Annotated in this window: 19 protein-coding genes; 15 read left to right on the top strand and 4 right to left on the bottom strand. The window is 67.6% G+C overall.

Annotated elements, in window-relative coordinates; genetic code table 11:
- Nucleotides 1–80 precede the first annotated feature (80 nt).
- Nucleotides 81–986: a LysR family transcriptional regulator gene (locus tag ACM1PE_RS17890; RefSeq protein WP_059372321.1), complete on the bottom strand. Its 906-nt coding sequence runs from the start codon at nucleotides 984–986 to the stop codon at nucleotides 81–83.
- 155 nt (nucleotides 987–1,141) lie between these two features.
- Here ACM1PE_RS17890 and bktB point away from each other — a divergent pair, with 155 nt between their 5' ends.
- On the top strand, nucleotides 1,142–2,323 hold the full coding sequence (gene bktB, locus ACM1PE_RS17885) for a beta-ketothiolase BktB (RefSeq protein ID WP_054452951.1): 1,182 nt from the start codon (nucleotides 1,142–1,144) through the stop codon (nucleotides 2,321–2,323).
- Nucleotides 2,324–2,386: 63 nt separating this feature from the next.
- Here the strand turns inward: bktB and ACM1PE_RS17880 are convergent, their stop codons facing one another.
- Nucleotides 2,387–3,157: an IclR family transcriptional regulator gene (locus ACM1PE_RS17880; RefSeq protein ID WP_059372324.1), complete on the bottom strand. Its 771-nt coding sequence runs from the start codon at nucleotides 3,155–3,157 to the stop codon at nucleotides 2,387–2,389.
- A gap of 112 nt (nucleotides 3,158–3,269) precedes the next feature.
- Here ACM1PE_RS17880 and ACM1PE_RS17875 point away from each other — a divergent pair, with 112 nt between their 5' ends.
- From ACM1PE_RS17875 to ACM1PE_RS17825, 11 genes are all read left to right on the top strand, one after another.
- Entirely contained in the window at nucleotides 3,270–4,073 is an 804-nt protein-coding gene (locus ACM1PE_RS17875; RefSeq protein ID WP_118932534.1) for an enoyl-CoA hydratase, read from the top strand.
- Nucleotides 4,070–6,160: an acetate--CoA ligase family protein gene (locus ACM1PE_RS17870; protein ID WP_419340621.1), complete on the top strand. Its 2,091-nt coding sequence runs from the start codon at nucleotides 4,070–4,072 to the stop codon at nucleotides 6,158–6,160. The genes ACM1PE_RS17875 and ACM1PE_RS17870 overlap by 4 nt, the downstream gene beginning before the upstream one ends.
- A 29-nt stretch (nucleotides 6,161–6,189) precedes the next feature.
- Complete coding sequence (locus ACM1PE_RS17865; RefSeq protein ID WP_059372333.1) at nucleotides 6,190–7,158, top strand: Bug family tripartite tricarboxylate transporter substrate binding protein; 969 nt, start codon at nucleotides 6,190–6,192, stop codon at nucleotides 7,156–7,158.
- 4 nt (nucleotides 7,159–7,162) lie between these two features.
- Nucleotides 7,163–8,350, top strand: coding sequence for an acyl-CoA dehydrogenase family protein (locus ACM1PE_RS17860; RefSeq protein WP_419340620.1), 1,188 nt, complete (start codon nucleotides 7,163–7,165; stop codon nucleotides 8,348–8,350).
- A gap of 5 nt (nucleotides 8,351–8,355) precedes the next feature.
- Nucleotides 8,356–9,387, top strand: coding sequence for an acyl-CoA dehydrogenase family protein (locus ACM1PE_RS17855; RefSeq protein WP_419340619.1), 1,032 nt, complete (start codon nucleotides 8,356–8,358; stop codon nucleotides 9,385–9,387).
- A 33-nt stretch (nucleotides 9,388–9,420) separates the two neighbouring features.
- Nucleotides 9,421–10,191, top strand: coding sequence for a hypothetical protein (locus ACM1PE_RS17850; RefSeq protein ID WP_059372341.1), 771 nt, complete (start codon nucleotides 9,421–9,423; stop codon nucleotides 10,189–10,191).
- A gap of 169 nt (nucleotides 10,192–10,360) precedes the next feature.
- Nucleotides 10,361–11,113 (top strand): GntR family transcriptional regulator, encoded by a 753-nt coding sequence (locus tag ACM1PE_RS17845; RefSeq protein WP_059372344.1) that lies wholly within the window; start codon nucleotides 10,361–10,363, stop codon nucleotides 11,111–11,113.
- The gene (locus ACM1PE_RS17840; protein ID WP_059372352.1) at nucleotides 11,064–12,380 is read left to right on the top strand and encodes a malonyl-CoA decarboxylase domain-containing protein; all 1,317 of its coding nucleotides are present in this window, start codon (nucleotides 11,064–11,066) and stop codon (nucleotides 12,378–12,380) included. The genes ACM1PE_RS17845 and ACM1PE_RS17840 overlap by 50 nt, the downstream gene beginning before the upstream one ends.
- Nucleotides 12,381–12,423: 43 nt before the next feature.
- Nucleotides 12,424–13,215 (top strand): enoyl-CoA hydratase/isomerase family protein, encoded by a 792-nt coding sequence (locus ACM1PE_RS17835; protein ID WP_059372354.1) that lies wholly within the window; start codon nucleotides 12,424–12,426, stop codon nucleotides 13,213–13,215.
- Between the two features lie 5 nt (nucleotides 13,216–13,220).
- Complete coding sequence (locus tag ACM1PE_RS17830) at nucleotides 13,221–14,762, top strand: malonate--CoA ligase (protein WP_118932530.1); 1,542 nt, start codon at nucleotides 13,221–13,223, stop codon at nucleotides 14,760–14,762.
- A gap of 183 nt (nucleotides 14,763–14,945) precedes the next feature.
- The gene (locus tag ACM1PE_RS17825; RefSeq protein ID WP_251881914.1) at nucleotides 14,946–15,917 is read left to right on the top strand and encodes a Bug family tripartite tricarboxylate transporter substrate binding protein; all 972 of its coding nucleotides are present in this window, start codon (nucleotides 14,946–14,948) and stop codon (nucleotides 15,915–15,917) included.
- A gap of 42 nt (nucleotides 15,918–15,959) precedes the next feature.
- Here ACM1PE_RS17825 and ACM1PE_RS17820 read toward each other — a convergent pair whose 3' ends face one another.
- On the bottom strand, nucleotides 15,960–16,916 hold the full coding sequence (locus tag ACM1PE_RS17820) for an aldo/keto reductase (protein WP_059372362.1): 957 nt from the start codon (nucleotides 16,914–16,916) through the stop codon (nucleotides 15,960–15,962).
- Between the two features lie 272 nt (nucleotides 16,917–17,188).
- Here ACM1PE_RS17820 and ACM1PE_RS17815 point away from each other — a divergent pair, with 272 nt between their 5' ends.
- The 3 genes from ACM1PE_RS17815 to ACM1PE_RS17805 all read left to right on the top strand — a co-directional run bounded on the left by ACM1PE_RS17815 (nucleotide 17,189) and on the right by ACM1PE_RS17805 (nucleotide 20,266).
- Nucleotides 17,189–18,160: an ABC transporter substrate-binding protein gene (locus tag ACM1PE_RS17815; protein ID WP_059372365.1), complete on the top strand. Its 972-nt coding sequence runs from the start codon at nucleotides 17,189–17,191 to the stop codon at nucleotides 18,158–18,160.
- A 418-nt stretch (nucleotides 18,161–18,578) separates the two neighbouring features.
- Nucleotides 18,579–19,469 carry an ABC transporter permease gene (locus tag ACM1PE_RS17810; RefSeq protein WP_059372366.1) on the top strand — a complete coding sequence of 297 codons (891 nt, stop codon included), beginning with the start codon at nucleotides 18,579–18,581 and terminating at the stop codon, nucleotides 19,467–19,469.
- A 2-nt stretch (nucleotides 19,470–19,471) separates the two neighbouring features.
- Nucleotides 19,472–20,266 (top strand): ABC transporter ATP-binding protein, encoded by a 795-nt coding sequence (locus ACM1PE_RS17805; protein WP_013395026.1) that lies wholly within the window; start codon nucleotides 19,472–19,474, stop codon nucleotides 20,264–20,266.
- 48 nt (nucleotides 20,267–20,314) lie between these two features.
- Here ACM1PE_RS17805 and ACM1PE_RS17800 read toward each other — a convergent pair whose 3' ends face one another.
- Nucleotides 20,315–21,562 carry an NAD(P)/FAD-dependent oxidoreductase gene (locus ACM1PE_RS17800; RefSeq protein ID WP_419340618.1) on the bottom strand — a complete coding sequence of 416 codons (1,248 nt, stop codon included), beginning with the start codon at nucleotides 21,560–21,562 and terminating at the stop codon, nucleotides 20,315–20,317.
- Nucleotides 21,563–21,600 lie beyond the last annotated feature (38 nt).

Here is a 21,600-nt window from a genome sequence, read left to right as displayed (position 1 = left end):
ATGCGCTCCCGGATCGCTGGTGAGGATAAAACCCATGCTCCATCCTAAGCCTGGCGGCCGTGTTGCCGCAAGCGGCGCGCTTATTTCGCGTTCTTGTCCCGGAACGCCTGGCTGGCCATTTCGCGCAGGTTGCGCGTGGCGCTGCGTTCGGTCGCGGGGTTCCATGCCATCGAAATGCCGATCGTTGCATCCGCGGGAAAATCGGCCAGCGTCTTGTAGACGACGTTGGTGCCGGGCAGGCGCCGCCCGCCCGCGGGCACCAGGGCCACGCCCAGGCCGCTTTCCACCAGGCTGAGCAGCGTCTGTACCTGCACCGCTTCCTGCGTGATGCGGGGCGTGAAGCCGCGCAGCTGGCAGGCGTTGATGGCGGCCATGCGCAGGCCGGCAGCCTCGGTGGCGGTGTACATGATGAAGGCTTCGTCGGCCAGGTCCGCCAGGCGGATGCGGCCGCGCCGCGCCAGCGGATGCGTCTTGGGCACGGCCAGCGCGAAGTTCTCGGTCGTCAGCGGCGCGAGCCGCACGTTCGATCCCATCGCCACCGGCACGCGCACGATGCCGATCTCCAGCGTGTCTTCTTCGAGTTCCTGCATGATGCGTATGGAAGTGGCTTCGCGCAGCACCACGGTGACGCCGGGATAGCGTTGCCGGTACTGCGGCAGAATGCGCGGCAGCACGCCGTGCGTGGCCGACCCCACGAAACCGATGCGCACGGTGCCGCCTTCGCCCGCGGCGCCTGCGCGCGCCGCCTGCCGGAACTGCTCGGCGTGGAACAGGGCGCGGCGCGCCTCGTCCAGCGCGGCCAGGCCCGCCTCGGTGAGTTTCACGCCCTGGCGGCCGCGCAGGAACAGCGGCACGCCCACCATCTCTTCGAGCTTGCGTATCGAGACGGACAGGGGCGGCTGCGACATGTGCAGTTTTTCGGCCGCGCGGTGGAAATTCAGCGTTTCGGCCAGGACCAGGAACTGCTGCAGATGACGGAAATCCATGGGGGCGCTCCGGATGGCGTTGGGCATGGATGATATTAAGTTCGTATCAATGGGGGTATTGGTGCTATCCCTTCGGTATCGGGCGTTCTGGCCGCGCATGCCCCGGGCACAAGACGGCGGCGGTATGATGGAACGCATTACAAGGAGGAAACACCATGAATGAAGTCATCGTCGCTTCCGCAGTCCGTACCGCCATCGGCGATTTCGGGGGCGCGCTGAAAGATGTGCCGCCCTGCGACCTGGGCGCCACCGTCATCAAGGCCGCGCTGGAACGCGCCGCCGTCAAGGGCGACGAGGTCGGCCACGTCGCAGTGGGCCACGTCATCAACACCGAGCCGCGCGACATGTACCTGTCGCGCGTGGCGGCCATGAACGCCGGCATCGCCAAGGAAACCCCCGCTTTCAACGTCAACCGCCTTTGCGGTTCGGGCCTGCAGGCCATCGTGTCCGCCGCGCAGACCATCATGCTGGGTGACGCCGAAATCGCCATCGGCGCAGGCGCTGAAAGCATGAGCCGCGCACCCTACATCGCGCCGGCGCAGCGCTGGGGCGCGCGCATGGGCGACAGCGTCATGCTGGACATGATGACCGGCGCGCTGTCGGATCCGTTCGGCCGCATGCACATGGGCGTCACCGCCGAGAACGTGGCGGCCAAGTTCGGCATCAGCCGCCAGGACCAGGACGCCGTGGCGGCGGAATCGCATCGCCGCGCCGCGGCCGCCATCGACGCGGGCTACTTCCGCGACCAGATCGTGCCGGTGGTGATGAAGTCGCGCAAGGGCGAAGTGGTGTTCGACACTGACGAACACGTGCGCCGCGACGTCACGGCAGAAAACCTCGCGGGCTTGAAGCCGGTGTTCCAGAAGGAAAACGGCACGGTCACGGCGGGCAACGCCTCGGGCCTGAACGACGGCGCGGGCGCCGTGGTGCTGATGAACGCCTCGGTCGCGGCCAAGCGCGGCGTCAAGCCGCTGGCGCGCCTGGTGGCCTACGCCCACGCGGGCGTGGACCCCAACATCATGGGCATCGGTCCGGTGCCGGCCACGCAGGCCGCGCTCAAGCGCGCCGGCCTGACGGTGGACCAGCTGGACGTGATCGAAGCCAACGAAGCGTTCGCGGCGCAAGCCTGCGCGGTGTCGCGCGAGCTGAAGCTGGATCCGGCCAAGGTGAACCCCAATGGCAGCGGCATCGGCCTGGGCCACCCCATCGGCGCCACCGGCGCGATCATCACCGTCAAGGCGCTGCACGAACTGCAGCGCGTGGGCGGGCGCTATGCGCTGGTCACCATGTGCATCGGCGGCGGCCAGGGCATTGCCGCCATCTTCGAACGGATCTGAAGCGGCAGGGGGCGCCTTGGGGCGCCCAGTCGCTAGTCAGCCCCCTCGCTGCGCGAGGGGGCTTTATTTTTCCAGGTAATCCTGGGCCCACGCCTGGCACTCGGCGCGCAGCAGCGCGCCCATCTGCGCCCGCCGCGGCGCGTCCAGCCGGCTGCTGATCGCGCCGAAGCTGAATGCCACCCAGGTCAGTTCCGACACCCGGAATGCCACGCCCACGCCCGACACGCCGGGCGTGATGGTGTCCACGATTTCCGAATAGCCCGCTGCGCGCGCCTGCCTGACCGATTTCATCAAGCCGGCGCTGGATGCGCCGATCTGCGCGTAGGCGGCGGAGTGCCGCGCGTACAGCGCGGCGATTTCCTCGTCGGACAGGGCGGCCATCAGCGCCAGGCCGCCCGCGCCCACGCCCAAAAGACGCCGCTCCCCCTGGTCGATGGTGAATACCTTGACGGGGAATGAGCCAGCCTCGCGCAGCAGGCACAGGGCGTAGTCGCCCTGGCGTATCACCAGGAACACCGTGTCGCCCGACAGGCGCGCGAGCTTTTGCGCGAACGGACGCAACGCGTCCAGGAGCGGCGTGCGCCGCAGCGCCGCGAATCCCAATTGCATGGAATCCACGCCCAGGCGGTAGCGCCGGGTCTTGGCGTCGCGCTCGGCGAATTGTTCTTCCAGCAGGCAACTGAGCAGGCGGTGCGCGGTGGAGCGTTCCAGCCCGGCCTCGGCCATGACGCCCTGCAGGTCTATGCCGTCTTCCTGGTGCTGCGCCAGTACGCGCAGCAGGCCCAGGGCGCGCCGCATGCTCTGGGTACCGCCTGTAGAACCGCTGTTGTTCATAATATGGGAAATAGTGATCGAATATTTTGTATTTTAGGATTCAAGGTGCGTTAATTCAATCCAGTCGACCGCGCCGCCTCTCAAGGCGCGGCAGAACAAGGATGAGGAGACCATGGAATACGCCACCCTGGCCGTCGAGCGGCACGACTCGGTATGCCGCATCAGCCTGGCGCGCGAATCCGCGCGCAATGCCCAAAGCCAGCAAATGCTGGACGAGCTGGATGACGCGTTGACGCGCGCCGAACAGGACGACTCGGTGCGGGTCGTGGTGCTGGCCGGCCGCGGCGCGCACTTTTCCGCGGGCCATGACCTGAAGGAAGCCCAGGCCAAGCGCGCCGATTTCACGGTGGAGGAGCGCTGGGATTACGAGTCGCGCCGCTACTACGGCTATTGCATGCGCATCTGGGACTTTCCCAAGCCGACGGTGGCGCAAGTGCAGGGCGCCTGCGTGGCGGGCGGTTTCATGATTGCGAACATGTGCGATCTGGTGGTGTGTTCCGACACGGCGTACTTTTCCGATCCCGTCGGTCACACGTTGGCGGCCGCCGCCACCGAGGTCTTGATCCATCCCTGGGTCATGGGGCTGCGCAAGGCGAAGGAAATGCTCTACACCGGCGAAAAGGTGGATGCGCAGGAAGCGCTGCGCATCGGCATGGTGAACCGCGTGGTGCCCGAGTCCGAGCTGGACGCCGCGACCCTGGCGCTGGCGCAGCGCATCGCCCAGGCGCCGCCTTTCGGCCTGCGCCTTATCAAGCGCTCGTTGAACCGTACCGCGGACGCGCAGGGTTTCCGCACCGCCTTGTCGGCGCATTTCGATACGCACCAGCTGTCGCACATGAGCGAAGAGTTCCAGGCCGTGCGCGACCGCGGCTTGGCGCAGGCCATCCAGCGCAACAAGAAGGGTGAAGCCGCATGACCCTCTCTCTGGACCCTTTGCTCAACCCGCGCTCCATCGCGATGATCGGCGCCAGCGCCGACGCCGGACGCATCGGCGGCATGCCGCTGGACCTGCTGACGCGCTTCGGCTACGCGGGCGGCATCTATCCCGTGAATCCCAAGTACCAGGAAGTGTTCGGCCGCCGCTGCTGGCCTGACATCGAGTCCCTGCCCGAGCCCGTGGACCTGGCGGTGCTGGCCATCGCGGCCGCGGACGTCACGCCCATGCTGCGCCGTTGCCACGCAAAGGGCGTGCGCGCCGCCATCGTCTACGCGGCGGGATTTGCCGAAGCGGGCGGCGAGGGCGCGCGCCTGCAGGACGAGCTGGAGGCATTCGTGGCGGAAAGCGGCATGGCCGTGGCCGGTCCGAACTGCATGGGTTTCGCCAATCTGAACACGCAGGCTTACACGGCGTTCGCCTCGGTCTTCAAGACCGCGCCGGCGCAGACGGGGCCGGGCAAGGTCAGCCTGCTGACGCAGAGCGGCAACGTGTGCGCGGCGGTGTACGCGATCGCGCGCCGGCTGGACCTGCCGTTCTCGCATTTCATCAATACCGGCAACGAAGCCTGCCTGGATTTCTCGCAGTACCTGGAATACCTGGCGGCGGATCCGCAGACGGAAATCGTGCTGGGCTACATCGAGCAGCTGCGCGACGGCGACCGCTTCAAGCGCGCCTGCCGCGAGCTGGAGCGCCAGGGCAAGCTGCTGATTGCGCTGAAGGCCGGCACCACGGACAAGGGCGCGCAGGCGGTGCAGTCGCATACCTCGGCGCTGGCCGGGGACCGGCGCGTGTACGGGGCGGCCTTCCGCCAATTGAATGTGATCGAGGCCACCGATTTCGCGCAGATGGCGCATCTGGCCAGCCTGGCCACGCTGCGTCACCGCTCGGCGGGCAAGCGCGTCGCGGTGCTGACCATGTCGGGCGCGCTGGGCGCGATCCTGGCGGACAAGTTCATCGGCGCAGGGCTGGAGCTGCCCGATCTGCCGCCGGACCTGCAGGCGGTATTGCGCGGCGGGATTCCCGACTACGGCATGGTCGGCAATCCGGTGGACGTGACCGGCAACGTGGTCAACGATCCCGCGTTCGTGCACACCGTGCTGGAAGCGCTGGCCACCACCGATGCGATCGACGCCGTCGTCGTCTATGCGCCCGGCTACATGCTGGACCGCATGGCCGACGCGCTGACGGACGTGTCGCGCCGGCACCAGCGCCTGTTCGTCGCCATCGACACCGGCCTGGCCCAGAGCCGCGCAGCCTTGCGCGATGCCGAGGTGGCCGTGTTCGAGGACTTGGGTCTCGCCGTCGCGGCCCTGGCGCCTTACCTGCTGTGGTGCGAGGCGCGCGGCGTCAAGCGCATCGCGGCGGCGCCGCAACTGGACGCGCCAGCGGTGCCGGCCTTGCCCTGCAATGAAGCGGATGCGCGCGGATACGTGGCTGCTTTCGGACTGCCGCAAGCGCGGGTCAGCGTGGCCGCGAACGCGGATGACGCCGTGGCGCAGGCGCGGGCGGCCGGATATCCGGTGGCCTTGAAGGTACTGAGCGCCGACATCGCGCACAAGACCGAGGCGGGAGGCGTGGCGCTGAACCTGGCCGACGACGAGGCCGTGCGTCGCGCGTACGGCGAGGTGACGCGGGCGGCGGCCGCGGCGCAGCCGGGCGCGCACATCGACGGCGTGATGGCGCAGAAGATGGAACGCGGCGTGGCCGAGATCATCGTCGGCGCCACGCGCGATCCCGTCTTCGGCCCGGTGCTGACCGTGGGGCTGGGCGGCGTGCTGACCGAGCTGTACCAGGACACCAGCCACCGCCTGTTGCCGGTGGACGAGGACATTGCGCTGCAAATGCTGCGGGAACTCAAGGCCTACGCGTTGTTGGACGGTTATCGCGGCAAGCCCCGGGCCGATGTGGCGGCCGCGTGCCGCAGCATCGTGGCCGTGGGCAATGCCCTGCTTGCCGCGCCCGCGCATGTGGCGGAAATCGAAGTCAATCCATTGCTGATCAAAGAGGCGGGACAGGGTGTTGCAGTACTGGACGCGCTGATCCTGCCCGCAACCCGTAGCGCCTAGCGCGCAATCCATCCCAGGAGGAGACAAGCATGATGAAGAGACTATTGGCCGGCGTCGCGCTGGCTTGCATCGGCGTCACGGGTCCGGCCATGGCCCAGGACAGCTATCCCAACCGCCCGATACGCATCGTGGTGCCGTTCTCGCCCGGCGGCGCGACCGACATCATGAGCCGCCTGCTGGCGGAAAAGCTCAGCGGCAAGCTGGGCCAGCCGGTAATCGTGGAAAACAAGCCGGGCGGCGGCACTATGATCGCGTCCGACTACGTCTCGCGCGCCGAGCCCGACGGCTATACCTTGCTGATGGCGGCGTCGTCGCTGGGCATCGCGCCCAGCATCTACGCCAAGGTGAACTACGACCCGATCAAGGACTTCGCGCCTATCAGCCAGGTGGCCTCGGTGGTGCACGTACTGGAAGTCCATCCCTCGGTGCCGGCCAAGAACGTGGGCGAGCTGATCGCCTACCTGAAGGCGAATCCGGGCAAGGTCAGCTACGGCTCGGTCGGAACGGGCAGTTCGACCCACCTGGAGGCCGAACTCTTCAACAGCATGGCGGGCGTGCAGATGACGCATATCCCGTACAAGGGCAGCGCTCCGGCGCTCAACGATCTGGTGGCGGGCCGCCTGCAGGTCATGTTCGACGCCTGGGCCTCGTCCGGGCCCTTTGTGAAGGACGGCAAGCTGCGCGTGCTGGCCGTGACCACCGCCCAGCCCTCGGCCTCGGTGCCGGACCTGCCGACCGTCGCGGCTTCGGGCCTGCCGGGCTATTCGGCCATGCCCTGGCTGGGCCTGGTGGCGCCGGCGCGCACGCCGCAGCCGGTGGTGGACAAGATCTACAGCAACCTGGCGCAGATCCTGCAACAGCCCGACGTCAAGGCGCAGTTCACGGGCCTGGGGCTGGACATCATCGGCAGCGACCCCAAGACCTTCGCCGCTTTCATCCGCCAGGACGTGACCACCTGGGCCAAGGTCGCGCGCGATTCGAACATCCGCCTGGAGTAATGGCATGACGCAGTTGGAAAGCGCCGCGCGGGAAGACGAGGCGTTCCGCCTGGACCTGCGCGGCTGGCTGGCAGCGGCCTACGCCGGTTTCGTCAAGGACTGGCCGGGCGGGGCCGAGCCGCGCAGCCTCGATTTCCGGCGGGCATGGGAAGACACCCTGTGCGCCAACGGCTGGTCCGGTTTGGGCTGGCCCAAGGAGCACGGGGGGCGCGCCCTGCCGCTGTCGCGGCAGGCGGTGTTCCACGAAGAGCACGCGCGCTGCGGCGCGCCGCTGGGCGTGAACCTGATCGGGCACGGCATCCTGGCGCCGACCCTGCTGCATTTCGGCACCGAGGCGCAGAAGCGCCGCTTTCTGCCCGGCATCCTGTCGAACCGCGAGGTCTGGTGCCAGGGTTATTCGGAACCGGGTGCAGGTTCCGACCTGGCGGCGGTGCGCACGCGGGCGGAGGCTGCGTCGGGCGGCTATCGCTTGAACGGCCACAAGATCTGGACCTCGTTCGCCGACCGTGCGCAGTGGTGCTTCGTGCTGGCGCGCACCGATGCGCAGGCGCCCAAGCACAAGGGGCTGAGCTTCCTGCTGGTCGACATGCGCAGCGCGGGCGTGCGGGTCGAGCCCATCCTGCAGATCACGGGCGAGGCCGAATTCTGCGAGGTGTTCTTCGAGGATGTGTTCGTGCCTGAAGACTGCCTCTTGGGCGCGCCGAACCAGGGCTGGAAGATCGCCATGGCCGCGGCCAGCTTCGAGCGCGGCACCTACTTCATCCCGCGGCTGGTGCGCTTCGCGCAGGAACTGCGCCAGGTGCGCGAACTGGCGTTGCGCGCCGATGCCTACGGCCACGTGCCGGCGTCTTCGGCCGCGGTGCGCCATCAGTGGGCGCGGCTTGCGGCCGACAGCCACGTGCTGGCGTTGAAGTCGCAGCGCGCGCTGGCGGGCGCAATGCGCGGCGATCCGCCGGGGCCGGAGGGGTCGTCCACCAAGATCCATTGGAGCGAGGCGCATCAGCGGCTGCTGGAACTGTCGCTGCAACTGCTGGGCGAGGACGCCTGCCTGGCGGACGACGCGAGCGACGCGCATGCCGCCGAACTGACGCACGCCTACCTGTGGTCGCGCGCCGAAACCATATTGGCCGGCACCTCCGAAATCCAGCGCAATATCATTGCCGAGCAGATGCTCGGCCTGCCCAAGGCTTGAACCTCATGGATCTGCATCCGACCGAAGACCAGCGCATGCTGGATGACGCGGCCCGGCGCTTTCTGGCCGACCGCCATCCGCCTGCCGCGGCCCGCGCCGCGGCCGGCAAACCCTATGAAGCGCGTCTGGCGCAATGGCGCGAGATCGCCACCCAGGGCTGGCCGGCGCTGTTGGCGCCGACCGGGCAGGACGGGCTGGGGCTGGGCATGCGCGAAGCCTGGATCGTGGCCGAAGCCGCCGGGCGGCACCTGTTGAGCCTGCCGCTGGCGGCCAACATGACGGTGCTGCCGACCCTGTGCGCGGCGGGGCCGGCCGCGCAATGGGCCTTCCCCGTGATGACGGGCGATACCTACTTTGCCGACGCCGCCGTTCGCCCCGATGGATCGGTCTTCATCGAAGGCGCGGGTGAGGGCGTGCGCGCCCTGGCCGTGCGGCGCTTGAACGCCACCGCCCTGCGCCTGGAGGCGCTGGCGCCCGCGTCCGGCGAGGCGCGGCTGGATCCCACCATGCCGGTGGCGCGCGTGGCCCGCCCGCAAGTGCTGGACAGCGTCGACCTGGAGGTCGAGGCGGGCACCTGGGAGCGGCTGCGCACCCGCCTGCGACTGTTGCGTTCGGCCGAACTGCTGGGCGCGGCCTCGGCCGCGCTGGACATGGCGGCGGCCCATGCGCGCGAACGCCGCCAATTCGACCGCGCCATCGGCGCCAACCAGGCGATCAAGCATCGGCTGGCGGAAGACTGGATGGCCCTGGACGACGCCAGGCTGGCGGGAGTGGCGGCGGTTGCGGCGCATGACGCGGGCGCCGCCTCGGCGGAACGTGACAGCCTGTTCGCGCCATTGCTTGCGGTGGAGGCGGGCAGGCGCGCGGCGCAGAACGCCATCCAGGTCCATGGCGCGTTGGGCGTCACCTGGGAGTGCGACGCGCACCTCTACCTGAAGCGGGTGCTGCGTCTGGCGGCCAGCCTGCAAGCCGAAACGTCCCGGGCGGAACTGCTGGAACGCATCTGGGAGAGCGGGGACGGCCGGCTGGCCGCCTGACGCAGAGGCGGCGTCCGACCTACAATCGCCGCCATGCACAAATCGAACTTTCCTTCCGAACTGGACCAGCCGACCCTGTCCGAGGTGGACGGCGTCCGCTATCTGCACTTCAACACCGTCTGGGTCCAGGGCGCCATGCGCATCAAGAACCCGTCGGAGCTGGTGCTTGAATACACCGCCCAGATGATGGCCTGGCTGCTGTTCCTGGAGCCGCCCAAGGACGAAGCCATCGGCATGCTCGGGCTGGGCGCCGGCTCGCTGGCGCGTTATTGCGTGAAGCACACGCGCAGCCCCTTGCTGGCGGTGGAATGGAATCCGCGCGTGACGGCGGCTTGCCATATGTTCTTCCGCCTGCCCGGCGCGAACCGCCTCGAAGTCGAACACGCCGACGCCGGCGCCTGGGTGGCCGATCCGCTCAACGCGGGGCGCTGCCCGGTGTTGATGGTGGACTTGTACGACGCCATGGCCGAGGGACCGGTGCGCGACAGCGTCAAGTTTTACCGCGACTGCCGCCGCGTGCTGGGCGAGGTCGGCGTGCTGGCCGTGAACCTGTTCGGCCGCCACGAGAGCTTCGGCAAGAACATCGACAACCTGTCCAAGGCCTTCGACGACCGCATCGTGCTGCTGCCCGAGGTCGAGGCGGGCAACCAGATCGTGCTGGCGTTCTCCGGCCCGCGCCTGGAAGTCACTCCCGCCGAGTTGCTGGCGCGGGCCGAGGTGGTGGAGGCCAAATACGGCTTGCCGGCGCGCCGCTGGGCCCGTTCGCTGACCCGCCACGCGGTCGACGGGGTGCTGCACTTCTGACGTCCCTCTCAATTTCTCCGGGGACAGATCGCAGGGCCTCCGCACGGCGGAGGCCTTTTTTCTCTTAGGGTAGCCACCGACGCGCGAGGGGTTTCCTTTTTCCCGCATCCGGCTCTATCATGGCCTTATTCATAATTATGAATTACGGTGCAGTCCTGACCGCTGAACCATGACCCTACCCATCGTCCGGCAAGCCCTCTACCTGGAAGTCGCGGACCGCCTGCGCGGCATGATCCACGCGCGTTCCCTGCGCAACGGCGAATGGATCGACGAATTGCGCCTGGCGGGCGAGCTGGGCATCTCCCGCACCCCCTTGCGCGAGGCGCTCAAGGTGCTGGCCACCGAAGGGCTGGTGCGGTTGGAGCCGCGCCGCGGCTGTTTCGTCAATGAGCTCTCGGCGCAAGACCTGGAAGACATCTTTCCGCTGATGGCCATGCTGGAAGGGCGCTGCGCCTTCGAGGCCGCGCGCAAGGCCAGCGATGCCCAACTCGCCGAGCTGGAACCCCTGCACGCGGCGCTGGCGGGCCATGCCCAGGCCGGCCGCATCGACGCCTATTACAAGACCAACTACCTGATCCACGAAGCAGTGCAGGCTCTGGCCGGCAATCAATGGCTGTCGGACATGGTGGGCAATCTGCGCAAGGTGCTGAGCCTGTCGCGCCACCGCAGCCTGTCGCAGCCAGGCCGCATCCAGCAGTCCTGCGCCGAGCACCTGGCCATATTCGACGCGCTCAAGGCGCACGACAGCGAGGCCGCGCAGGCGCTCGCGCACAACCACCTGATGCGGCAGCTGGAAGCGCTGCGCGCATTGAGCCATGCGGATGCCGCCGATGCGGCGCCGTCCGATCCCATCGTCATCGAGGAGCCCGCCCATGTCCGCACCCGCCAATCTCGCGCCCGCGCGCGGCGCACGCACGCCTGAGCCCGAGGCCGATACCGTCGACGCGGCGGCCGTTGCTGAAAGCGCGGGTCTGATGTCCCGCCTGGGCAAGCTGTGGGAACGCGGCCGACTGCCCAGCGAATCCGAAATACGGCGGCTGTTCGAGGCGCGCCTGACCGACGTGGCCGCCAACAAGCTGGCCCGCCGCTGGTGCGAGCAGTACAGCGCCGCGGACGGCAAGGACCGCCGGCTGATGTTGACCGCGCTGGCGCAGGCGCGCGGCAGCTACGCTGGCGAAGGCGGCGAGGGCGTGCGCCTCTTCAAGCGTTTCAATGCGCAGCCCCAGGGCCTGCGCTTCCTGGTCGAGCTGCGCGCGGACATGCTGCGCTGGCGCAAGCAGGTGGCGGGCATCCAGATGCTGGACAAGGACCTGGAAGGCCTGCTGTCCGCCTGGTTCGACGTGGGCCTCTTGGAGCTGCGGCCGCTGACCTGGGATTCGCCGGCGTCGCTGCTGGAGAAGCTGATTCTCTACGAAGCCGTGCACGAGATCACCTCCTGGGACGACTTGCGCCGCCGCGTTTCGCCGGACCGCCGCTGCTACGCCTATTTCCATCCGCAGATGCCGGGCGTGCCGCTCATCTTCGTGGAAGTGGCCTTCGCCAGCCAGATGGCCGACAACGTGCAGGTGCTGCTGGACAGCACCTTGCCGCCGCAGGATCTGGACAAGGCGCGCTGGGCCATCTTCTATTCCATCTCCAACACGCAGCCCGGCCTGAAGGGCATAAGCTTCGGCAACTTCCTGCTCAAGCGCGTGGTGGAGCAGCTGCTGCATGAACTGCCCAAGCTGAAGTCCTTCGCCACGCTGTCGCCCATCCCGGGCTTCGCCGACTGGCTGGGCAAGCTGGACGCCGAGGCGGTAGAGGCCATCGTGCGCGAGGACAAGGTGCGCGCCAAGTCGCGCAAGCGCGAGGGCGTGCCCGACGGCCGGCGCTGGGTTGCGCGCCTGGCCAAGGCGGCCCAGGGCAAGGCCGCGGACGTGGTCAAGCGCGCGGGTTTCCGCCTGACCGCCAATTACCTGCAGTCCATGAAGAACGGCATGCCGGTGGACGCGGTGGCGCGCTTCCATCTGGGCAACGGCGCGCGCATCGAGCGGCTCAACTGGGCCGCCGATACCTCGCCCAAGGGGCTCAAGCAGTCCTGCGGCCTGATGGTGAACTACCTTTACGACCTCGACGAGCTGGACGACAACCTGGCCCTGCTGGGCGAGGGCAAGCCCCAGGTCAGCCGCGGCGTGGGACGCGTGGGATAAACGCCGCGCGCGGCGCAACAACATAAGAAAGAGGGCAGGAGACATGACGGACAACGTGGCCGGCCGCGTGCTGCTGGAACGCGAGGGCGATCTGGCCCGGGTGACGCTATCGCACCCGGGGCGCCTGAATGCGATCACCGTGGGCATGTGGCATGAACTGCGGGACGTGTTCGGCCGCATCGCGCAGGACGACGCGGTGCGCTGCGTGATCGTGCGCGGCGAGGGCGGCAATTTCGCCGCCGGCGCCGACATCCGCGAATTCCCCGCGCAGCGCGGCGACATGGCCGGCGTGCAGCGCTACCACCGCGAGGTACTGGCGCCTGCCTTGCAGGCGGTGGCCTTGTGCCCGCAGCCCGTGGTGGCGCAGATCGAAGGCGTGTGCGTGGGCGGCGGCCTGGAAATAGCCAGCCAGTGCGATCTGCGGATCGCTGGAGAATCCGCGCGTTTCGGCGTGCCGATCAACCGCCTGGGATTTCCCATGGCGCCTGACGAAATGAGCGGCCTGCTGGCCTTGGTCGGACGCGCCGCCACCCTGGCGATACTGCTCGAAGGCCGCGTGTTCGGCGCCGCCGAGGCTCGCGAACTGGGCTTGTTGACGCGCATCGTTGCCGACGATCAGGTGGCCGACGCGGCCAAACGCAGCGCCGAGCGCATCGCGGCGGGCGCGCCGCTGGCGGCCCGCATCAACAAGCGCCTGTCGCGCAGGCTCGCCGCGGGCGGCGCCTTGACCGAAGACGAATACCAGGATTATTTCTCGTACGCCGACAGCCGGGACCACAAGGAGGGCGTGCGCGCTTTCCTGGCCGGCGTGGACCCTTCCTTTTCCGGAGACTAGACAAGGTGAGCAACGCTAATCTATATGCTGTCCTGCAAGGCGGCTTTCCCAAAGACCGCAGCAAAGTCGCGCTGGAAACGCCCGACCTGCAATACACCTGGGACGACATCGATCGCGCCACCGCGTGCCTGGCCAACCTGCTGACCTCGTTGCGGCTGCCGGCGGGTTCGCGCGTGGCGGTGCAGGTCGAAAAGTCGCCCGAAGCGCTGCTGCTGTACCTGGCCACCTTGCGCGCCGGCCTGGTCTACCTGCCGCTGAATACCGCCTACCGCGAATCGGAAATCGAGTACTTCCTGGGCAACGCGGAGCCGGCCGTGGTGGTTTGCGCCAGCAAGAACCTGGACTGGGTGCAGCGCGCGGCAGACAAGGCTGGCACCGCGCATGTGTACACGCTGGACGAGGACCGTAGCGGCACGCTGCTGGATGCCGCCGGCGGCCTGTCTCAGACCTTCAAGACCGTGGCGCGCAAGCCCGACGACCTGGCCGCCATCCTGTACACCTCCGGCACCACCGGGCGCAGCAAGGGCGCGATGCTGTCGCATGGCAACCTCGCCGCCAACGCCCGCGTGCTGCACGACTACTGGGGCTGGCGCTCGGACGACGTGCTGTTGCACATGCTGCCGATCTTCCACGTGCATGGCCTGTTCGTGGCCTCGCACGGCGCCTTGCTGGCTGGGGCCAGGATGATCTGGCTGCCCAAGCTCGACGTCGACCAGGCCCTGCGCTACCTGCCGCAGAGCACCGTAATGATGGGCGTGCCGACGTACTACGTGCGTCTGCTGGCCGACCCGCGCTTTGACCGCAGCGTCTGCGCCAACATGCGTCTCTTCATCTCGGGCTCGGCGCCTTTGCTGGCCGAAACCTTTTCGGACTTCCAGAAGCGCAGCGGCCACGCCATCCTGGAACGCTACGGCATGAGCGAGACGGTCATGCTTACCTCCAACCCCTATGACGCCAAGCTGGGCGAACGCCTCGCGGGCACCGTGGGCCGCGCCCTGCCGCAAGTGCAGGTGCGCGTGGTCGACGATGCCGGCATCGCGCTCGCGCCCGGCGAGATCGGCAACGTGCAGGTGCGCGGGCCGAACGTGTTCTCGGGCTACTGGCGCATGCCGGAAAAGACCGCCGAGGAATTCACCGCCGACGGCTGGTTCAAGACCGGCGACGTGGGCCGCTGGGGCGGCGAGTCCGCCGGGCGCGACGTACCCGCCGACTACCTGTCCATCGTGGGCCGCAGCAAGGACCTGATCATTTCCGGCGGCTTCAACGTGTACCCCAAGGAAATCGAAACGCTGATCGACGACATGCCCGGCGTGGCCGAATCGGCGGTCATCGGCGTGCCGCATGCCGACTTCGGCGAGGCCGTGGTGGCGGTGGTGGTGCCCAAGGACGGCGCGGCGCTGGACGCGGATGCGATGCAGGCGGAACTGAAATCGCGCATCGCCAATTTCAAGGTGCCCAAGCGCGTGCACATCATCGGCGAACTGCCGCGCAACACGATGGGCAAGGTACAGAAGAACGTGCTGCGCGAAACCTACAAGGCGCTCTGACATTCGCCAGGACCGCTTCCCGTCGGGGAGCGGCCTTTCCGGCCGGGCGCGCCGCGCCGGCCCCCATTCAGGAGACTATCCCCCAAAAACATGCAGGTCCCAGCAGCCCATTCCCTACAAGAACTTCAAGAGACGAGACGCACATAACCGCGCCGTCCCCATGCTGCAGCAAGAGGAGACAATATGAAATATCGCACCACCGCCGCGGCCGTATTCGCCGTGGCCGCCCTGGGTTTCGGCGGCGTCGCCGCCGCGCAATGGCCCGAACGCCCGATCACGCTGATCGTCCCGTTCCCCGCCGGCGGCGGCACGGACACCTTTGCCCGTCCGCTGGCCCAGCAACTGACCACTCAGCTGGGCCAGCCCGTGGTCATCGACAACAAGGGCGGGGCGGGCGGAACCGTGGGCGCGGGCGTCGCGGCCAAGGCCAGGCCCGACGGCTACACCTTCTTCATGGGCGGCGCGCACCATGCGCTGGCCCCCTCGCTGTACAAGAACCTGAATTACGACATCCAGAAGGATTTCGTGCCGGTCGCGTTGGTTGCGCAGCCGCCGCAGGTCATCGTCATCAATCCGGCCAAGCTGCCGGTGAAGACGGTCCAGGAACTGATCGACTACGCCAAGAAGCGCCCGGGGGAAATCAACTTCGGCACCGCGGGCAAGGGCAGCACGCACCACCTGGCCGGCGAGCTGTTCGCCATGCAGACGGGCATCAAGCTGGTGGACGTGCCCTATCAGGGCGCGGGACCCATGCTGTCGGCCCTGATCGGCGGACAGGTGGACCTGGCGTTCGACGGCCTCGGTTCGTCCGCCGGCCATATCCGTTCCGGCACGATCAAGCCTTTGGCCGTGGCCGCCACCGAACGCTCGCAATCGCTGCCCGACGTGCCCACCGCTGCCGAGGCCGGCGTGCCGAACTACGTGGTGTCGACCTGGTACGCGATCTGGGCACCCGCGGGCACGCCCAAGGAAGCGGTGGACAAGATGAGCGCCGAGATCACCAAGGCCCTGAATGCGCCGAAGATCAAGGAAACCTGGGCGGGCAACGGTTCGGCGGTGCCTACGCTGACCGGCGCCGAGTTCGGCAAGTTCGTCGATAGCGAGGTTGGGCGTTGGGCCAAGGTGGTGAAGGACTCGGGGGTGAAGCTGGATTGATGGCCGCGAGTCAGGCGTGCGCCACGTGGCGCGCGCCTTCCCTCACCGCCATTCACTCGCCTGGCTCAGCTTGGCCAGCTGATCATGCGTCAGCGTCAGGCTGGCCGCCTTGACCAGTTCGTCCAGTTGTTCGAGCGAGGTCGCGCTGACGATGGGCGAGGTGATGCCGGGCTGCGCGATCTGCCAGGCCAGCGCGGCCTGGGCGGGCGTGCAGCCGGCGTCCTCGGACACTTCGTCCAGCGCTTTCAGGATGCGGTAGCCGCGGTCGTTGAGATAAGTGTCGACGATCTTGCGTCCGCGCGGGCTCTTGCCCGCGTCCGCGGGACTGCGGTACTTGCCGCTGAGGAATCCGCTGGCCAGGGCGTAATAGTTGATGGTGCCCATCTGCTGCGTCTTCACCAGGCTCTGCAGCCCGGACTCGAAGGGTTCGCGGCGGTACAGGTTGTATTCCGGCTGGATGCTCTCGTAGCGCGGCAGGCTGTGCCGTTCGCTCGCGATCAGCGCTTCGGACAGCCGCACCGCGGTGTAGTTGGAGGCGCCGATGGCGCGCACCTTGCCGGACTCGATGTGCTTGGCGTATTCGGCCAGGGTGTCGGTCAGCGGCGTGTCGGGATCGTCCTGGTGCGACTGGTAGAGGTCGATGTGGTCTGTCTGCAGTCGGGCCAGCGAGGCTTCCAGCGAGCGGCGGATGTAGGCCGGCGCCAGGCCCTTGGCGTCGGGCCCCATTTCCATGCCGACCTTGGTGGCGATCAGCACGCGGTCGCGCTTGCCCGAGCGCTTTAGCCATTTGCCGATCAGGGTCTCGGATTCGCCGCCCTGGTTGCCCGGAACCCAGCGCGAATACACATCCGCCGTGTCGATGAAGTTCAGGCCGGCGTCCACCAGCGCGTCCAGCAGCGAGTACGTGCCGGCTTCGTCCACGGTCCAGCCGAAGACGTTGCCGCCGAAGGTGAGGGGAGGAATCTGCAGGCCGGAACGGCCCAATGCGCGTTTGATCATGGTGAGGCCTCTGGATGCTGCGGTTGGCGGCGCGGAAGACGTCCGGTTTTTGCTGTTCCGGCCGATGCGATTCCGGGCTTTTCAGTATATTGACGCCGCTGCGCCCAGTTGCGGGGCATGCGATTGCGGCATGCACCATTTCAGGGATTCCCCCGAAACGCTTTGGGTGGGCGGCAAGTTAGACTATACGGCTTTATGGCTAGTCCGGCCGGCGGGGAGCCGCCAGCGGCGCCGTAATAATGAGCAAAAACAAGGGTTCAAGGAGCTTATCTATGCTGATCGGAAAAAAACATTTTCTGACGGTTGGCGCCATGGCGCTGGCGATGGCTATCGCCGCGCCTGTGTCCGCGCAGCAGAAATCCGTGGCGGTCACCGCCATCGTCGAGCATCCGGCGCTGGACGCCGTGCGCGACGGGGTGCAGGACGCCCTCAAGCAAGCCGGCTATGAACCGGGCAAGAACCTGAAGTGGCAATACCAGAGCGCCCAAGGCAACAACGGCACCGCCGCCCAGATCGCGCGCAAGTTCGTCGGCGACAAGCCTGACGCCATCGTCGCGATCGCCACGCCGTCGGCCCAGGCCGTCGTCGCCGCCACCAAGGACGTGCCGGTGGTGTATTCCGCCGTGACCGATCCCGTCGCTGCCCAGCTGGTCTCCAGCATGGACGCCTCGGGCACCAACGTGACCGGAGTGTCGGATCTGCTGGCCCTGGACAAGCAGGTCGAACTGATCAAGAAAATCGTCCCCAACGCCAAGCGCGTGGGAATCGTCTACAACCCGGGCGAGGCCAACTCGGTCGTGGTCGTGAAGAAGCTGCAGGAAATCCTGCCGAAGTCGGGCATGAGCCTGGTTGAAGCGGCCGCGCCGCGCTCGGTGGACGTGGCATCCGCGGCCCGCAGCCTGATCGGCAAGGTCGACGTCATCTACACCAATACCGACAACAACGTCGTGTCGGCCTACGAGTCGCTGGTCAAGGTCGGCAACGACGCCAAGATCCCGCTGATCGCGTCCGACACCGACAGCGTCAAGCGCGGCGGCATCGCCGCCCTGGGCATCAACTACCGCGACCTGGGCGTGCAGACGGGCAAGGTGGTGGTGCGCATCCTGAAGGGCGAGAAGCCTGGCGCCATTCCCTCGGAAACCATCTCCAAGCTCGAGCTCTACGTGAACCCGGGCGCCGCCGCCAAGCAGGGCGTGACCTTGTCCGATGCGATCATCAAGTCGGCCGCGGTGGTCGTGAAGTAATAGTCAGCCGTACCCGCCCCGCCATGCCTATCCGGCATGAGCGGGGCTTGTTTTATGTTCTGGTGTCTTGCCTTACCCCATGGTCTTCAGGGCGGCAGCATTCACAAGATGCTCGCGGCCCGGCGCAATGTGCTGGTCTTGAATGGCCGGCGGCCCGCCTTACGGCGTTGTGCCCGCCCGGCGTTTTTGCTCCCTGAATGGTCCTGCAGACTCATGCTGGCGGCCCGGCCGTCCGGCACGGGAGGGCTTTGGCAGGAAACCGGAGAAAATCCCCTGCGGGGAAACGTTTCTTGCGAAAGCTGGGGTAAAACTGACCCCGAAACGCAAGATATCCGACGCGGCAACTCTTTAATATGCTCGTTTCTTGCCTTCGTGCAAGTTCTTAATATGCCCGCTTCTCACTGATTGGATTTGACCCATGTCATTGTTCTCGTTGTTAGGTGCGTTGGAGATCGGCCTGATCTTCAGCCTGGTGGCTCTGGGCGTGTATATCTCGTTCCGCCTGTTGCGCTTCCCGGACCTGACCGTTGACGGCAGCTTCCCGTTGGGCGGCGCGGTCTGTGCGACGCTGATCGCCTCGGGCACCGACCCGTTCCTGGCCACCGTCATCGCGACGATCGCTGGCGCCGCGGCCGGGCTGGTCACTGGCTGGCTCAACGTCAAGCTCAAGATCATGGATCTGCTGGCCAGCATCCTGATGATGATCGCGCTGTACTCGGTCAACCTGCGCATCATGGGCAAGCCCAACGTTCCGCTGATCACCGAACCCACCGTCTTCACCATCCTGCAGCCTGAATGGCTGTCGGACTACGTCGCCCGTCCGTTGATCCTGATCGTCATCGTGATCCTGGCCAAGCTGGCGCTGGACTGGTTCTTCGCCACGCAGACCGGCCTGGCGGTGCGCGCCACCGGCTCCAACGGCCGCATGGCCCGCGCCCAGGGCGTCAACACCGGCCGCATGATCCTGGGCGGCATGGCGCTGTCCAACGCGCTGGTCGCGCTGGCGGGCGCGCTGTTCGCCCAGACCCAGGGCGGTTCGGACATTTCGATGGGCATCGGCACCATCGTGATCGGCCTGGCCGCCGTAATCGTGGGCGAAAGCATCCTGCCGTCGCGCAAGCTGGTGCTGGCCACGCTGGCCGTCATCATCGGCGCCATCGTCTACCGCTTCTTCATCGCGCTGGCGCTGAACAGCGATTTCATCGGCCTGAAGGCGCAAGACCTGAACCTCGTCACCGCGGTGCTGGTCACGTTCGCCCTGGTCATTCCCATGCTCAAGCGCCGCCTCCTCGGCAAGAAGGGGAGCTGAATATGTTGTCCGCAAAAGACCTCAAGATCACGTTCAACGCCGGTACCCCCATCGAGACGCGCGCCTTGCGCGGCCTGTCGCTGGAGATCCCGTCGGGCCAGTTCGTGACCGTCATCGGCTCCAACGGCGCCGGCAAGTCCACCTTTCTGAACGCAGTCTCGGGCGACCTGCCGGTCGACTCCGGCCGCATCGACATCAACGGCGTCGACGTTACGCGCCAGCCTGTGTGGGCGCGCGCGGGCCGCGTGGCCCGCGTGTTCCAGGACCCCATGGCCGGCACCTGCGAAGACCTGACCATCGAAGAGAACATGGCGCTGGCGCAGATGCGCGGCGCGCGCCGCGGCTACAGCCGTGCGGTCAAGGCCTCCATGAAGGAAGGCTTCCGCGAGCGCCTGGCCACGCTGGGCCTGGGGCTGGAAAACCGCCTGACCGACCGCATCGGCCTGCTGTCGGGCGGCCAGCGCCAGGCGGTCAGCCTGCTGATGGCGGCCTTGCAGCCTTCGCGCATCCTGCTGCTGGACGAGCACACCGCGGCGCTGGACCCGCGCACCGCGGACTTCGTGCTGCAGCTGACCGCGCGCATCGTCGCCGAAAGCCAGCTCACCACGATGATGGTGACCCACAGCATGCGCCAGGCGCTGGACGTGGGCGACCGCACCGTCATGCTGCATCAGGGGCAAGTGGTGCTGGACGTGTCGGGCGACGAGCGCCGCGGCATGGACGTGCCGGATCTGCTGGCCATGTTCGAGCGCGTGCGCGGAGAGAAGATCTCGGACGACGCCCTGTTGCTGGGATAAGCGCCAGGCGCCGGCCGCGTGAACCGCAGCCGGCGGCTTCCCGCCGTTCTAGATGAACCGGCCGGGCCGGAATGCCTCATGGCGCGAGACCGCGCCGTCGCCGCACATCAGTTCGCCCAGTATCTTCGCCGTGCCGGGCGCGGTGCTGAAGCCGATGTGCTGGTGGCCCAGCGCCAACCACAGGCCGGGATGGCGCGGCGCTTCGCCTATCATCGGCCGGCTGTCAGGCAGCGTCGGGCGCCGCCCCAGCCACGCCTCGGCATCCAGCCGCCGGTCCAGCGGAAACGCCTCGCGGGCCCGCGCTTCCGCCAGGTCCAGCTGCAGCGGCCGGGCGGGTGCCTCGCAGGCGTCCAGTTCCACGCCCGTGGTCAGGCGCAGGCCGCGCGCCATGGGCGACAGCACGTAGCCCCCGCCGGTGTCGTAGACCGGGCGCGTCAGGCCGGCGCCGTCTGCGCCGCTGTAATGCATGTGGTAGCCGCGCTCGAACGCCATGGGCAGATCTATGTCCGCCGTCTTCAAGAGTCCCTTCGACCAGGGACCCAGCGCGACCACCAATCGATCCGCCGCTATCGATTCCGACCCCTGCGCGCCTTGCACGACCCAGCCCTGGCCTTCGCGGCGGATGGCGCTGGCGGCCAGGCGCTGGAACGCGCCGCCCGAGCGGCGGAACAGGCCGGCATAGGCCGTGACCACTTCGTGCGGATCATTGACGGAATACGAGCCCTGGATCCACAGGGCGCGGCGGAAGATGGGCGCAAGCGCGGGTTCGATCTCCGCGAGTTCCGCGGGTTGCAGGACCTGGGTCGGCACCTGGTACTGGGCAAAGGTCTTGCGCGACAGTTCGCCGCTGTTCCAGCCCTGTTCCGAGCGGTACAGGAAAATCCAGCCGGTATCGCGCAGCCGGTGCGCCGCGCCTGATTCGTTCAGCAGCCGCAGATGCTCGGGCGCCGAAAGCCGGATCAGGCCGTCCAGCGCCTCCACGGTCTGCCTGAACACCGCCGGCCGGGCGTTGAGCAGGAAGCGGGCGGCCCAGCCCAGGTTCTGCGCCAGATAGCTCAGCTTGTAGCGGAACTGCACGGTGTCGTTTTTCAGCAGCCGCGGCAACTGCGCCCACAAGCCGGGGTGGTTGAATGGCATCAGCGAACTGCGCGCAATCACGCCGGCGTTGCCCAGCGAGGTTTCCAGGCCTGGCTCCTGCCGGTCCACCAGCGTGACGGACAGGCCGCGGCGCTGCAGTTCCAGGGCGCAGCAGACGCCCACGATACCCGCGCCTAGGACAACGACGTGTTTTCCCATGTCTTTTTATCTGAGTCCGGTCAGGAGGTGCCGTGATG

Source organism: Achromobacter sp. PD1 (assembly GCF_048541815.1).
Classification (GTDB): domain Bacteria; phylum Pseudomonadota; class Gammaproteobacteria; order Burkholderiales; family Burkholderiaceae_B; genus Achromobacter; species Achromobacter bronchisepticus_A.
This window is presented reverse-complemented; position numbering and strand designations above follow the sequence as displayed.

Bases quoted from the DNA above. Each gene is read 5' to 3' on its own strand.
- ACM1PE_RS17890 (WP_059372321.1), bottom strand. From the start codon at position 986: ATGGATTTCCGTCATCTGCAGCAGTTCCTGGTCCTGGCCGAAACGCTG.
- bktB (WP_054452951.1), top strand. From the start codon at position 1,142: ATGAATGAAGTCATCGTCGCTTCCGCAGTCCGTACCGCCATCGGCGAT.
- ACM1PE_RS17880 (WP_059372324.1), bottom strand. From the start codon at position 3,157: ATGAACAACAGCGGTTCTACAGGCGGTACCCAGAGCATGCGGCGCGCC.
- ACM1PE_RS17875 (WP_118932534.1), top strand. From the start codon at position 3,270: ATGGAATACGCCACCCTGGCCGTCGAGCGGCACGACTCGGTATGCCGC.
- ACM1PE_RS17870 (WP_419340621.1), top strand. From the start codon at position 4,070: ATGACCCTCTCTCTGGACCCTTTGCTCAACCCGCGCTCCATCGCGATG.
- ACM1PE_RS17865 (WP_059372333.1), top strand. From the start codon at position 6,190: ATGATGAAGAGACTATTGGCCGGCGTCGCGCTGGCTTGCATCGGCGTC.
- ACM1PE_RS17860 (WP_419340620.1), top strand. From the start codon at position 7,163: ATGACGCAGTTGGAAAGCGCCGCGCGGGAAGACGAGGCGTTCCGCCTG.
- ACM1PE_RS17855 (WP_419340619.1), top strand. From the start codon at position 8,356: ATGGATCTGCATCCGACCGAAGACCAGCGCATGCTGGATGACGCGGCC.
- ACM1PE_RS17850 (WP_059372341.1), top strand. From the start codon at position 9,421: ATGCACAAATCGAACTTTCCTTCCGAACTGGACCAGCCGACCCTGTCC.
- ACM1PE_RS17845 (WP_059372344.1), top strand. From the start codon at position 10,361: ATGACCCTACCCATCGTCCGGCAAGCCCTCTACCTGGAAGTCGCGGAC.
- ACM1PE_RS17840 (WP_059372352.1), top strand. From the start codon at position 11,064: ATGTCCGCACCCGCCAATCTCGCGCCCGCGCGCGGCGCACGCACGCCT.
- ACM1PE_RS17835 (WP_059372354.1), top strand. From the start codon at position 12,424: ATGACGGACAACGTGGCCGGCCGCGTGCTGCTGGAACGCGAGGGCGAT.
- ACM1PE_RS17825 (WP_251881914.1), top strand. From the start codon at position 14,946: ATGAAATATCGCACCACCGCCGCGGCCGTATTCGCCGTGGCCGCCCTG.
- ACM1PE_RS17820 (WP_059372362.1), bottom strand. From the start codon at position 16,916: ATGATCAAACGCGCATTGGGCCGTTCCGGCCTGCAGATTCCTCCCCTC.
- ACM1PE_RS17815 (WP_059372365.1), top strand. From the start codon at position 17,189: ATGCTGATCGGAAAAAAACATTTTCTGACGGTTGGCGCCATGGCGCTG.
- ACM1PE_RS17810 (WP_059372366.1), top strand. From the start codon at position 18,579: ATGTCATTGTTCTCGTTGTTAGGTGCGTTGGAGATCGGCCTGATCTTC.
- ACM1PE_RS17805 (WP_013395026.1), top strand. From the start codon at position 19,472: ATGTTGTCCGCAAAAGACCTCAAGATCACGTTCAACGCCGGTACCCCC.
- ACM1PE_RS17800 (WP_419340618.1), bottom strand. From the start codon at position 21,562: ATGGGAAAACACGTCGTTGTCCTAGGCGCGGGTATCGTGGGCGTCTGC.